Origin of the sequence: Colwellia chukchiensis, assembly GCF_002104455.1 — a bacterium.
GTDB lineage: Bacteria > Pseudomonadota > Gammaproteobacteria > Enterobacterales > Alteromonadaceae > Cognaticolwellia > Cognaticolwellia chukchiensis.
This window is the reverse complement of sequence record NZ_NBOC01000013.1, coordinates 46626-60326: the sequence shown is the minus strand read 5'-3', so window position 1 is coordinate 60326 and position 13701 is coordinate 46626. Positions and strand designations below refer to the sequence as shown.

13 protein-coding genes are annotated in these 13701 nt (G+C 41.8%); 4 read left to right on the top strand and 9 right to left on the bottom strand.

From position 1 onward, the window contains the following. Position 1: 1 nt before the first annotated feature. The 8 genes from hemN to B6K83_RS13585 form a co-directional block, all read right to left on the bottom strand. Positions 2 to 1372, bottom strand: a complete 1371-nt coding sequence (hemN, locus tag B6K83_RS13620; protein WP_085285478.1) for an oxygen-independent coproporphyrinogen III oxidase — start codon at positions 1370 to 1372, stop codon at positions 2 to 4. A gap of 171 nt (positions 1373 to 1543) precedes the next feature. Next, positions 1544 to 2047: a DUF2489 domain-containing protein gene (locus tag B6K83_RS13615; RefSeq protein ID WP_085285477.1), complete on the bottom strand. Its 504-nt coding sequence runs from the start codon at positions 2045 to 2047 to the stop codon at positions 1544 to 1546. Between the two features lie 9 nt (positions 2048 to 2056). Next, positions 2057 to 2641 carry a Der GTPase-activating protein YihI gene (gene yihI, locus B6K83_RS13610; protein ID WP_085285476.1) on the bottom strand — a complete coding sequence of 195 codons (585 nt, stop codon included), beginning with the start codon at positions 2639 to 2641 and terminating at the stop codon, positions 2057 to 2059. A 726-nt stretch (positions 2642 to 3367) separates the two neighbouring features. Further along, positions 3368 to 3901 carry a VOC family protein gene (locus tag B6K83_RS13605; protein ID WP_085285475.1) on the bottom strand — a complete coding sequence of 178 codons (534 nt, stop codon included), beginning with the start codon at positions 3899 to 3901 and terminating at the stop codon, positions 3368 to 3370. Positions 3902 to 4046: 145 nt separating this feature from the next. After that, on the bottom strand, positions 4047 to 5834 hold the full coding sequence (locus B6K83_RS13600) for a M61 family metallopeptidase (protein WP_085285474.1): 1788 nt from the start codon (positions 5832 to 5834) through the stop codon (positions 4047 to 4049). A 153-nt stretch (positions 5835 to 5987) separates the two neighbouring features. Next, on the bottom strand, positions 5988 to 6848 hold the full coding sequence (purU, locus tag B6K83_RS13595; RefSeq protein WP_085285473.1) for a formyltetrahydrofolate deformylase: 861 nt from the start codon (positions 6846 to 6848) through the stop codon (positions 5988 to 5990). Positions 6849 to 6945: 97 nt separating this feature from the next. Further along, the gene (locus tag B6K83_RS13590) at positions 6946 to 7179 is read right to left on the bottom strand and encodes a VF530 family protein (RefSeq protein WP_085285472.1); all 234 of its coding nucleotides are present in this window, start codon (positions 7177 to 7179) and stop codon (positions 6946 to 6948) included. Between the two features lie 166 nt (positions 7180 to 7345). Further along, on the bottom strand, positions 7346 to 8074 hold the full coding sequence (locus tag B6K83_RS13585) for a glutathione peroxidase (protein WP_085285471.1): 729 nt from the start codon (positions 8072 to 8074) through the stop codon (positions 7346 to 7348). 382 nt (positions 8075 to 8456) lie between these two features. On the opposite strand from B6K83_RS13585, the gene hutG reads away from it, so the two are divergent. Further along, positions 8457 to 9248: an N-formylglutamate deformylase gene (gene hutG, locus B6K83_RS13580; RefSeq protein WP_085285470.1), complete on the top strand. Its 792-nt coding sequence runs from the start codon at positions 8457 to 8459 to the stop codon at positions 9246 to 9248. Positions 9249 to 9260: 12 nt separating this feature from the next. Further along, the gene (locus tag B6K83_RS13575; protein WP_085285469.1) at positions 9261 to 10625 is read left to right on the top strand and encodes a formimidoylglutamate deiminase; all 1365 of its coding nucleotides are present in this window, start codon (positions 9261 to 9263) and stop codon (positions 10623 to 10625) included. An 83-nt stretch (positions 10626 to 10708) separates the two neighbouring features. On the opposite strand, the gene B6K83_RS13570 is transcribed toward B6K83_RS13575, so the two are convergent. Next, the gene (locus tag B6K83_RS13570) at positions 10709 to 11065 is read right to left on the bottom strand and encodes a hypothetical protein (protein WP_085285468.1); all 357 of its coding nucleotides are present in this window, start codon (positions 11063 to 11065) and stop codon (positions 10709 to 10711) included. A 222-nt stretch (positions 11066 to 11287) separates the two neighbouring features. Here B6K83_RS13570 and ccoG point away from each other — a divergent pair, with 222 nt between their 5' ends. Both ccoG and B6K83_RS13560 read left to right on the top strand, forming a co-directional pair. Beyond that, entirely contained in the window at positions 11288 to 12724 is a 1437-nt protein-coding gene (gene ccoG, locus B6K83_RS13565) for a cytochrome c oxidase accessory protein CcoG (protein WP_085285467.1), read from the top strand. Then, positions 12724 to 13701: a serine/threonine protein kinase gene (locus B6K83_RS13560; protein WP_085285466.1), complete on the top strand. Its 978-nt coding sequence runs from the start codon at positions 12724 to 12726 to the stop codon at positions 13699 to 13701. Before ccoG ends, B6K83_RS13560 begins: the two co-directional genes overlap by 1 nt.

The following is a 13701-nucleotide window of genomic DNA, read 5'->3' as shown; positions in this document are numbered from 1 at the left end:
CTTATATTACCCGAGAAAAGCGCTGTTTATTAACGTGTTGTTTCATATACGCATCAAAGCTCATACAAATGTTACGGATTAATAAACGGGCTTTTTGCGCAACACGAATTTCATCTTTATTGTTAGTCATTAAACCGTCATTAATAAAGGTTTGCAGTAACGGCAGGTCGTCGGCAAAGTAATCGTCAAAGCTAATAGCAAACTGCTGATTAATTTTGTTTTTGTCGAGATACAGGTTGCACATTAACTCGCGGATCACTTCACCCCGAATAATATCATCTTGACTTAAACTTACCCCTTTAACATGGGCATGGCCTTGATGATCAACCGATTTATAGTAGTCTTGTAATTCTTTAATATTTTGGCTAAAACTGTGGCCGATCGCGCTGATAGAGGACACGCCTAAACCTAAAAGATCGCAACCACCTTGGGTGGTATACCCTTGAAAATTTCGGTGCAAGGTGCCGGATTTTTGCGCAATGGCAAGCTCGTCTTCAGGTTTAGCAAAATGATCCATGCCGATAAAGTCGTAACCAAAATCACAGAGTTTTTCGATGGCTAATTGCATCAGTGCAAATTTTTCATCGACACTGGGTAGCCATTCATCGCGCAGTTTGCGTTGGGCGGCAAAGCGCGACGGAATGTGGGCATAACTAAACAGCGAAATGCGATCGACATCCATTTCATGAGCTTTATTTAGGGTGCGGGTAAAGGTGTCGATATTTTGATGAGGTAAGCCGTAAATCAAGTCAATATTAATGGACTTAAAACCCACTTGCTTAGCATGGGCAATGAAGTCTTCAATAAATTGGGTAGATTGCACACGATTAATGGCTTTTTGTACTTTTTCATCGATATCTTGCACGCCAATACTTAAGCGGTTAAAGCCTAAGCTATAAAGGTGTTCTGCCAAATTTATTTCTATTTCACGCGGATCAATCTCGATACTCATTTCGACTTGCTCAGCAAAGCTGAACTTTTCTTTTAACAGCGCTACTAGCTTAGACATTTGTTCGTGACGTAAAAAGCTAGGTGTGCCTCCGCCCCAATGTAATTGCTTGACGGTATAATCTTTAAATAGTGGTGCTTTTGAGGCAATTTCTGTTGCCAAAAACTCAAGGTAGGTATCGGCTTTATCGCGATGGCGGGTGATCACCTTGTTGCAGCCGCAGTAGTAACAAAGACTATGACAAAAAGGAATATGCACATATAAAGACAGCTCACGGTTTGGTGAGCTCTCAATGGCTTGCACTAAATGTTCATGCTTGAATTGATCATGAAACTCTAGGGCAGTAGGGTATGAAGTGTACCTTGGACCACTGGTGTTGTATTTTTTTAAAAGTGCGCTATCAAAAAATTGAGCTGCTTGCATGAGTCTTCCCGTTTATCGATTTGACGCTATTATAAATAAACGAGCCGCACAAACATTGATCAAGCGCAATGCTGGCGGCTTTATTGTGACTTATGTCAATTATTTTTTATCTTTTATATGTAAAACAGCTAGTTATAATGTTTTTTGTTACCCATGGCAATAGGTGAAATATTAGTCACTGCTATTGGCCGTTAAAATATGCGCGCGCTCATTGGCATATTGATGCAACAATTCAATATCACGGCGAATATCATCAGCCAATTCGGCTTCAAGCTTCATGCGTTCAAAATCAAGCTTCATGCGGGTTTTCTTATCTAAGGCTTTCCGCTCTTTGAGGATTGGCATATGCTTAATACCGTTATAAAACTCAAATATAGCCGGAAACTGTTTATTTAGCGCTTCGCTTAACTTTAACGAGTCGAGTAGTACACTTAAACGCCAGCAGCCTTCAGCAAAATCACATTGCTCCTCTTTCATGGCACGCACAATGATAATGACACTGTTGATAATTTTTTTATCGTGCTGAGCCAACGCCAATTGTTGTGCGTCAGCTTGCTGTTGTTGTGCTTGTGTTTGCTGTTTTAATTGCATCAGTAACTTAGTGGCAATTGCTGCTAGCACCACAACAATGACCAAGGCGAATAACACCAAATACAGCCAAGGGTTTGTAAGCATGGTATTCACCTATTCAAATTTTGACAAATCACTTTGGTCTAACTTATCCCATAGCGCATCTTCCGATGTTGGCTGATGCATGTCTGCTGCTTCTGCATCATTTTCATCATCAAGGCCTAAAAGCTGACTTAGCTTTTCATGCTGGGTCATTAAGTCATTAAAATAATCTACCTCAATCGACGTTAACGCGGTATTTGTATCTTGCTTCTCAATAATCTCTAGCAGCTTGCTATCTTGTTCAATCGCGCGTAATTGCTCCGCTAAGCTCGCTACCGGCTCTGCGGTGCGAATAGCTGCAATCGGAGAGTTAGCCTGTGTTTTTTCTTTGCTTTTATCGGTTTTAGTGTTGCTTGGTGTGCGGCTAGGTTTACCTAAGTCAATTGGGGTTTTATTACCGATGCGTGGATCTTTGTTAGCAGATGCGTGTGTGTTTTTATCGGATTTTTGCTGTGCTTCTTTTTGGCGATTGCCAGCTTCTTTACCTTTCTTCTTTTTCGCTTTACGAGGCGCTGGCTGTGCTAGCTTTTTTTTGTCATCTTTTAACATGCCAATTGAGCCGGTGCCGGGCTTGCGTGATTTCTTGGTACGAGACATAGTATTTACTTTTGATAATGAACAATGTTGACTATTTTACGACATTCCAGACTAAACAGCGATAGCCTGAAAAAAAGCGACGTAAAAACGTCGCTTTTGGAGAGTTATGTGGCGTATGCCATCATATTTTGTTCCGCTAATTTTTAAATTAACCTAAGCCGTTGTTACCGCCCTGGTTATTTGCTGCATTCCAATCTTATTATGGTGACTTCCATGCTTATTTTATTATTTTTGGTCGTCATGACACTTTATTAAGCTTTCCCTATGACCCTAACGGGCGATTTTAATCACATGTTTCCTACGTTTTAGTAAACCATCCCTATTTAAAAAATCAATGCTGCGTTTACTAACGCTAATTTGCTTTCCATGCAAAATTGTCCGTTTTTTTATTGTGCTATGTAAATATAGCTGAGTGATACTTTACCCAAATATACATAACCGGCAAGCTATTTTTTCGCTTATTTATTGTACAAAAAACCAATAACCTGCAAGCTATTGTTTTTAAATGTAATATTTTTGTTAACAAGTGTAAATTAATTTTAGCTTAGCGACTGTTTTTTGTACAAATTACCGGTAATTGACGTTGCACACTTATACGAATCGCTTCGTTGAAAGGGCTGATGACTTAGCTGTTCTGGTTACTGATCACAAAATATAACCAAACGCTTGCATGTAAACAACATAGCTTATGCGCGATAAACCCATAGTTATATCGCGCCTAAGCAGTTAGTCGTCTTGCTGATGTAGCCATGCCGCATGATTGGGCGCTTTTTTGGTTAATGACCATTCTTCTACCATTAACGGGGCAACGCGCTGTAGTTCGGCATATTGTTCAGCGGTACCGGTATTAGCTGCAAGTTCTAAACGGTGACCATTGGGGTCGAAGAAGTATATTGACTTAAACACACCATGATTTACTGGCCCTAACACTTCTACGCCTTGGGCTTGCAAATCATTTTTAGCGGCTACTAAAGCGTCAACATTTTCAACTTCTAGGGCGATGTGTTGTACCCACTGCGGCGTATTTTCATCACGGCCCATGGCAGGCGAATTCGGTATTTCAAAAAAAGCCAATATATTGCCCATGCCGGCATCGAGAAAAATATGCATATAAGGATCAGGTGCCTTGGTGGAAGGCACCTCGTTTTCTGCAATGGCCACTGTTAAGGTCATATTTAAATGCTTTTGGTACCAATCAACCGTTTCTTTTGCATCTTTGCAGCGATAAGCAACATGATGCAAGCGTTTTACATTAATCATAGTATTGTCAATTCAAAGTTAAACTAAGCCTGTTAGACGTTATTATTAGCATAACTGCTTTAACGAGCGCCAATTTTCTGCTTGCTTTGCTGCTAGGGCATTGTCAGCATTTAAGTACGCTTTTGTTTACATTGTCCGATAGGCCTTACCCTATTATACGCTGCCAGTTTTTCGCCAACTGTGGATCAAGCACACTAAACTCAATGCCGGCAAGCGGAGAGTCCGTGATACTAATGGTCGATGATAATAGCTGATCATCGCGAAAATAATGACAACTTAACTGACTATGCTCAGGATGATGAGCCAAAATAGCGGGCAATGATTGTTCGGTAGCTTTTATGTGGTCAACAGCAATTAATACATCGTTTACCGCTAAACCGGCATTAGCCGCTGGCGAAGCGTCAAGTACTTGCGTGATGAGTAAGCCATTGGCATGTGCTTTATATTGCGCGCCAAAGTAGACTTGAAAATCAGCGCTTTTGCTGGTTTCTAAACTGTTTAATTTAGCAAATTTTCGTTTGTCTAGCGACACACCAAACTTGGCCAGCAAGTCGGTTAAGTCAATGCGCTCACTATCATGTAACAGCTGCTTAAACGGCGTTGTAATATCCTCAGCGCATAAGATATTGGCGATATTGATAAAGTCATCTTCTGTGGTACCTGTGCCGGTGCGACCAAAGTGTATCCACAGCTCGCGCATTAAAGTATCTAGGCTGTACTGCTGCTTAGACTTTTCACGAATAGTTAAATCTAACCATAAGGCAATTAATGCGCCTTTTGCGTAATAACTGACAATGTTATTTACCGCATCAGGGCCTTGCTGATAAAACTTGCTCCAGGCGTCAAAACTTGATTCGCTGACACTTTGCTTTAGCTCGCCTGTGCCGCGATGCACTCGGGTAGCGGTTTTCGCTAAAATGCTCAAGTAGCTATCAAAGTCAATTAAGCCAGTGCGATACAGAGAAAAGTCATCGTAGTAAGACGTAATGCCTTCAAAAGCCCAAAGCTGTTTGGTGTAGCTTTCTTGTTGTAAGTTATAGGGCACGAACTCTTTAGGTTTGATCCGACAAACATGCCAAGCATGAAAATATTCATGTGAACACAAGCTTAGGAAGGTTTTATACTGCTCAGTTTTGTCGGCATTTGCTTGTTGTGGATTTGGTAGGTCAAAACGGCTGGCTTGTAGCACTGTGGAGTTTTTATGCTCTAAGCCACCAAACCCTTGTGCTTGTAAATGGGTGATAAACCAATACTCGCGAAAAGGCGCTTCGCCAAATAAGTTAATATGATGCTGGCATATGCTCTGCAAATCAGTGGCTAAGCGCGCCGTATCGCCATAATGCTTACTGGTAAATACGATATGATGCACTACCCCTTCAATGCTAAATTCTGTGCAGTCAAAATCACCGAGCGCCACGGGGCAGTCAATTAAGTGCTGGTAATTATCCGCCACATAGTCGCCAAATTGAAATTTAGCCGTGCCCTTAGCCCGTGGTAAGCCAGTAGCTACGCGCCATTGTTGATGCTCAGGCAAAGACGATGGCGTAAGGGTAACGGTGCAAGGCAGGTCGCTTAATTCTTTCACTTGTAAAAATGTTGAACTGCCATTAAAAAAACCGCGTTGACTATCGAGGTAGGCGGTGCGTACTGATAAGTCAAAGGCAAAAACCTGATAGCACACATGCACCTGCTCGCTGCTGGCGACTAATGACCAAGTTTGTTTGTCGATTTTAGTTAGGTCTATTGCGTGTTGTTGTTCGTTGACGGCAGATATTTCGGTAATATTTTTGGCAAAATCGCGGATCATATAACTGCCGGGTAACCAAGCGGGTAAGCTAAGGGTATAGGCCTGACCAGGGTTAGCGCTAAAGGTTAAGTTCACCTCAAATAGGTGGCTGTTAGGTTGGCATGGAGAAATTTGATAATGGATCATAATCGCGCACAAAGGTTGAAAAATAGTAGTGCACTAATGTAGCAGAGTTGCTGAGATAAAACAGTGGGGAAAATGTTCTGAGCTTAGACTATCTCGCCATTGATAACTTGTGACAGGAGGTGGTTATCGCCGCCCTCCTGTCACAATTGGTGCTTACATCAAAATTACAGTTTTGCTGTTATTTAAGCAAACACGCTGTTCGGCATGTACTTTTACCGCATGACATAACGCGGTTGCTTCTAGGTCGTGACCAAGGTGTATCATGTCTTGCACATTATAGGTATGGTTGATGGGCTTAACTTCTTGCACGATAATTGGCCCTTCATCCAGATCTGGGGTCACATAATGGGCGGTTGCCCCTATAACTTTTACTCCTCTTTGATGGGCTTGATGGTAGGGCTTTGCGCCTTTAAAGCTGGGTAAAAAAGAATGATGAATATTGATGGCTTGACCACGCAGCTGCTGACAAAGTTGATCAGAAAGTATTTGCATATAGCGCGCCAGTACTAGCAGATCACCTTGATACTCTTGATAAAGTGCCCACAGTGCCTGTTCTTGCTCGGCTTTGTTATGCTGAGTGACCGGCAAGTGGTGAAACGGGATATTATGCCATTGTGCTAAAGGCTGGCAATCAAGGTGGTTGGAGGTAATCGCCACAATATTAACGGGTAAAACTCCGGCCTTCCATTTAGTGAGCAATGAGACAAGGCAATGGTCATATTTAGATACTGCAATCACCACATTAGGAAAATTATCCCGCTCTCTGAGTTGATACTGCATATTAAGGGGTTGAGCTAACGAGGCTATAGCGTCGCTGAACTCTGCAAAGCTGACATTAAGGTCACGATCATCAAATGCGATGCGAGAAAAAAAACGCGCGGTATCAGCATCACTGTATTGGCATGTTTCAGTAATAAAGGCGCCATGCTGGTATAAAGTTTGTGAAACTTTTGCTAAAACGCCAGAGGTATCAGGGCACTGCCAGGTAAGAATATAATGATGAGTGGTTTTCATAATTGTGGTTCAATGATTGTTGATTACCTCAGTCTGGCATGTTTACTAGGGCAAGATAAAGATTTTTGTGCTATATGCTAATGCCATTTCCAGTCAATTATTCTTCAGTGCTAAGTTGATTTTTATGTTGAATATACAGGGCTTCAACTTTTGCTCTGGCCCAAGGCGTTTTTCTTAAAAACTTTAAACTAGAATTTATGCTTGGGTTGTCTGTAAAACAACGAATTTTTATTGTTTTACCTAAGTAATCATAACCAAAATGTGCCACCAGTTGACTGACCATGGTTTTTAAAGTGATACCGTGCAAAGGGTTATAAGGTTGATGGTCCATAATGTAATGCCTACGTCGTATGTAGTCGCTATTCTATCACGTCATTTTGTGATAGTTAAAAAATAAAAAGCCCGCAATAATTGGCTATCCAACTATTGCGGGCGTTTCATTAATGTTGCTTTAATCAACTAAACAGCTAAGTAGCAAATCTTGAGCTGACTACAAATTAGCTAAAATGTGCCGCCAGTGCATCGCTGCCACCTATGAGCTGACCATCAATAAAGACTTGTGGCACAGTATCGGCGTTTGTTAAAGCTTTAAACATGGTCAGGTTGACATCTTTACCCACTTCTAGTTCTTCAAAAGTTAGCCCTTTTTCTGTTAACAAGGCCTTAGCTTTTTTACAGTACGGACAAGTTGGCTTGCTAAAAACCGTAATGGCAGACGTTTGGCAGGCTGCAGGGTTAATGTGCTTTAACATAGTGTCTGCATCTGAGACTTCAAATGGGTCGCCGGGTACGTCGGGCTCGATAAACATTTTTTCAATAATGCCGTTTTTAACTAGCATGGCATAGCGCCAACTGCGTTTACCAAAGCCAAGATCAGCTTTATCGACTAACATACCCATTGCCTCGGTAAAGGCACCATTGCCATCGGGAATAAAGCTAATGTTATCGGCATGTTGCTCTTGAGCCCACGCATTCATAACAAAGGTATCATTAACCGACATACAAACTATTTCATCAACGCCATTTTTAAATAGTGTTGGGGCTAACTCGTTATAACGCGGTAAGTGCGACGATGAACAGGTTGGTGTAAATGCCCCAGGTAGTGAAAAAACAATTACGGTTTTATTGTTAAAAATATCATCACTGCTACGGGTGGTCCACTCGTCATTATTTCTTAATGTAAAAGTTACATTAGGGACTTTTTGTTGCTCTTTATTTTCTAACATAATGGCTCCGTCTAAGGTCTTGTAAATAATGTGTGAATTAAATATAGCGTTATTATTACCTAAGTAGACATTTTGTTAAAATGATTAATACCGCTTATTGTAATCGTAAAATTCGATTGATAAAAGTTTGTTGATCCGCTTATTGTTGCGCCTTAAGTGAAAGGGCGTTGAGTTTATTGCGATGCATTAAGGTCAACGTGAAACTTAAAGCAGGCGCATTTTATACGATAGTGCTTACGCGATAATATTGCTACGCTTGCTTTGCTAGTGCTTGGCGTTAACTAGATGATTAGTGGCAACAGAGAAATCATTTCCAGTTTTGCTCTTGAAATGCTAAATTAAGGGCAATGAAGTTGTATATACAATTTGAGTGAGAGGGTAAATGTCAGAAAGTTACAGTTTAGTGAAAGGGTCTGTGCCTTTGCTTATTAGCATGCCGCATAATGGCCAAGCATTGCCGGAAGATATTGCGCAAGTTATGACAGATAAAGGGCGCGAAGTTGCTGATACAGATTGGTATATGGATCGGCTATATGCGTTCGCCCGTGAGCTCGGGGTTTATTTAATAACGCCCAAATATAATCGCTATGTTATAGATTTAAATCGCGACCCTAATGGGGTTGATTTATATCCGGGGGCAAATAATACCGAACTTTGCCCTACCACAGCATTTGATTTATCCCCTTTATATCAAGCCGGTTGTGAGCCAACAGCCGAGCAAATTAGTCAAAGGGTTAAGCAGTATTGGCAGCCCTATCATGATGCGCTGGCAACAACACTTGAACAAATCAAAGCTGAGTTTGGGCAGGCGGTATTATTAGAGGCTCACTCTATTCGCTCACAGGTACCGCGCTTTTTTCAAGGCCAACTACCTGATTTTAATTTTGGTAATGCAGACGGAAAAAGCTGCGCACCTGAGCTAATGTCTGCGTTAGCAAACTTAGATTACGCACCTTATAGTATGGTTTGTAATGGTCGCTTTAAAGGTGGCTATATTACCCGCGCTTTTGGTCAGCCAACGAGTAATTTTCATGCAGTGCAGTTAGAGCTCTCTCAGCGAACATATATGAACGAGCAGGCCATGACTTATGACGAAGCACTAGCGCAGCAAGTACAACCTAAATTAGCAGCGTTAGTTCAAACCTTAATAGCGTTTGCAACAATTACGCGCTAGCGGAGTGTCTCAATGAAACTTTTTGTAAAAAAAATCTTACTGGCTGATGGTTGGGCAAGCAATCAAACCTTAACCATAGAGCAGGGACTGATCACTGAGATTGCCGCTGGTGAAAGTGCTGGTGCAGAGCAAGCCAAAGGGGTGGTAATTCCGGGTATGGTTAATTGTCACTCCCATGCCTTTCAGCGCGCATTTGCGGGTTTTAGTGAGCAAGGGGGGGAAGGGCAAGATAGCTTTTGGACCTGGCGCAAAATTATGTATAAATTTTTGCAACAACTAACGGCGCAAGATGCGCAAGTGATTGCCACCCAGCTCTATATTGAAATGTTAAAAATGGGCTACACTCGAGTAGCTGAGTTTCATTATCTGCATCATGATATTGATGGTAACAATTATCCTGAGTTAGCCACTATGGCAAAGGCCATTTTTAATGCCGCGACAGCGTCTGGTATTGGCTTAACCTTATTACCTGTTTTGTATAGGTTTAGCGGTTTTGGCGCACAACAAGCAACTGATGGGCAAAAACGTTTTATCAATTCGGTAACACAGTTTAATCAGTTGGTGAGTGATTGCTTTGCTCTGGCGAATTTACAGCCAAATTGCAATATCGGTATCGCACCCCATTCATTACGCGCAGTAGATAAAAGCTCGCTACAAGCTGCGGTGGCACATGTACGCGCACTGGACAGTAAAGCGCCAATACATATTCATATTGCGGAACAACAAAAAGAAGTACAAGACTGTCTTGCCCACTATGGCCAACGACCAGTGCAGTGGTTACTTGACAATGCCGAGTTAGACCAGCATTGGTGTCTAATTCACGCCACGCATATCGATGAAAGTGAGCGCCAAGGTATTATTGCCAGCCAAGCTATTGCCGGCATTTGTCCAACCACCGAAGCTAACTTGGGCGATGGCGTTTTTCCTAGCGACGAGTTTTTAAGGGAAAATGGCACCTTTGCTATTGGCTCGGATAGTCACATATCGGTTAACCCTATTGAAGAGCTGCGTTGGCTTGAGTATGCGCAACGTTTAGTTAAACAACAGCGCGCGCTACTAACAAGCAATGAGCAAAAATCAGTAGGTTTGAATTTATGGCAACAAGCCGCTATCGGCGGTGCGCAAAGTACTAATAGCAATACCGGTACATTGGCGCTTGGTAAACAAGCCGATTTATTAGTATTAGATGATAGTCAATTGCGCTTATATGCTCATAGCGACGACCATTTGTTAGACAGTATGATATTTGCCAGCCGCGAGAACCCTGTGCTTGACGTGATGGTCAATGGTAACTGGGTTATTCGCGATGGTGAGCACAGCTTGACAAAAAGTAGCGCGGCAAGCTTTGCCGAACTCTTGGCCAAACTGTCCGCCTAATAGCGCCAAGGTGATTGAAAACGGCTAGTGTTGATTGTTATGCAAAGCGTTTACGGCATGAGTGTATCTCATGCCGATTTTTATTATAACAAATTAGCGTATTGGGCAATGGTTTCACAGACTTTAAGCAAATTTTCTCGCTGTAGTTTCGGGGTGCGCTTTTTACCTAGGCAATAGGTTTCGTTAAAGCGATTAACACTGGCACGACTAGCGGTAATTTCAGCAACATAGGCTTGTTCTTGTGAGTTAAAAGTTGCAAAGTCACGAGATAAATCTTGATAAATTTTATCGGACTTTAAACGTATTTTAGTGTCAGTTGCATCAGAAAACAGACTCAAGATGCTAGTTTTTTGCTGCGCTAGCCACAGGTTAAGTTTTTCATTGGGATAAAAATGAAAATATAATGCAATAGCCACGATTAAGATCAATAATTTTTTCATACCCTACCTTATACTTAATATGTGCGGGTCAATAACAGCGACCTAAGCGCATTTTATAATTGTGCACACTTAATATTGTTGTTTTATTAGTCGAAAGCTAATGAGAATAGCTCTAGGGTAATCAATTTTCTGTGACTAATACAATATTTTGCTTTTTTTTTTGATGGGTTAGCTGTGCTAATCCGTTATAATCAGCGGGCATTTTCGAAATAAGGAGCCGCTTTGAAAGCCAACGACCGTAAAGACAGCAAAGTCAGTCATCAAATTCCGATCAAAAATGTTGAAATTCATCAACCCAATAATAATGATGGCTATAAACCACGCGATCAAATATACGTGCGCAAAGTTACCGGCGTTTTCCAGCAATTACGCCAAAAAATGAATTTTTTCTTCTTAGCCTTATTTGCCCTGCTGCCATGGATAGAATACAACGGCAATCAAGCCATTTTATTGGACATTAGCGAGCAACGCTTTACCTTGTGGAGTGTAACGCTTTGGCCACAAGATCTAACACTTCTGGCGTGGATTTTTATTCTTAGTGCTTTTTTACTGTTTTTTGTCACGACTTTTTTGGGGCGAGTGTGGTGTGGATACTTATGCCCACAAACGGTGTGGACCTTTATATTTATTTGGTTTGAAGAAAAAATCGAAGGCACAGCAAACCAACGTAAAAAGCTTGATAGCCAACCTCTCAACGCTAATAAATTTTGGCGTAAAGCGTTAAAGCACTTTTGTTGGGGGCTGTTTTCTGTGTTAACGGCGCTAACTTTTGTTGGCTATTTTGCCCCAGTTCGAGAAGTGTTCATTGACTTTTTCACTTTTAATGCCTCATTTGCGTTAGCGGCTACGGTTTGGTTTTTTGCATTTTGTACCTATGGTAACGCCGGCTGGATGCGAGAAATCATGTGCTTACATATGTGCCCTTATGCCAGGTTTCAATCGGCGATGTTTGATAAAGACACACTAACAGTATCTTATGATGCAACTCGCGGTGAAAACCGTGGCCCACGCTCTAGAAAACAAGATCCCAAAGCTTTAGGGTTAGGCGACTGTATTGACTGTAACTTGTGCGTACAAGTGTGCCCAACGGGCATAGATATTCGTAACGGCCTGCAGTATGAATGTATTAACTGCGGTGCCTGCGTCGATGCCTGTGATGGTGTAATGGAGCGGATGAACTATGATAAAGGCTTAATTCGTTATACAACAGAGCACGAGCTAGAAGGGAAGAAAGTCAATATTTTACGCGGTAAATTGATTGGCTATGCCTTAGTGTTAACCGTGATGACCAGTTTATTGGTGGTAGAAATCAGCAGCCGTGTACCAGTATCTCTGGACATTATCCGAGATCGCACTGAGCTGGCAAAAGAGAACTTTAATGGTGATATCGAGAACGTATATACACTGAAAATACTCAATAAATCACAAAACGATAACCGCTATCGCCTGTCGGTAAAGGGCATTAATAATGTAAAATGGCACGGTGAACAAGAGGTATTTGTCAAAGCAGCAACCGCCTACACCTTGCCGATCAGTCTCTCTGTGGATCCATACGAACTCGACAGTTATATGACAGATATCAGCTTTGTTGTGGAATTGGTCTCTGACACGGAAGAGGTGAAACTAGAACATGAAAGTCGCTTCTTTAATAAACGCTAATGGCCGCTTTCGATTTTAGTTCACTGTCGCCAGACCTGATCCTTGATGGCATAGAAAGCACCGGCTTGATGGTGGATAGCAGTTTGTTAGCGCTGAACAGTTATGAAAATCGCGTTTATCAATTTCATGACATGGATAAGAACAAATACGTCACTAAGTTTTATCGGCCGCAGCGCTGGACACCAGCACAAATTCGTGAAGAACATGCGTTTGCGTTTGAATTAGCCGAACATGAGCTCCCATTAGTAGCGCCACTAAAAATTGATAACGAGTCGTTGTTTACGCATCAAGGTTATTATTTTGCTATCTTTCCTTGTCGTGGTGGGCGTATTTTTGAAGTAGACAACTTAGATCAGCTCGAATGGATGGGACGATTTTTAGGGCGAATTCATGCGGTGGCAGCTCAACGGCAATTTACTGAGCGCCCAAGCTTTAGTAGTGAAGAAATGCTTCAACAAGCCCAGCAAATTATAGCGAAATCTCAGTTTGTACCTAAGAGCTTAAGTTTGCCTTTTTTCACTATTTTAGAGCAAGTTATTGCCATTGCCAGCCAACAGTATCAGCCGGACGGCGAAATTCGCTTACATGGGGATTGTCATGCGGGTAATATTTTGTGGACGCCAGCCGGGCCGCATTTTGTCGACCTTGACGATTGTAGAACCGGGCCTGCTATTCAAGATATTTGGATGATGCTTAGTGGCGATAGACAACAACAGTTAATGCAGCTAGAAACCATATTAACCGGCTATGAAGAGTTTTATCGCTTTGACAGCAATCAATTGCCTTTAATTGAATCATTGCGTACTATGCGAGTAGTTAACTATATGGCTTGGTTATGTAAACGTTGGCAAGACCCTGCTTTTCCTCATAATTTTCCGTGGTTTAATACCGAAAAATATTGGGAACAACAAATATTGACCTTGAAAGAACAGGTGTCGGCGCTGCAGCAGCCGCCGTTAAGTTTAGTACCTTACTAA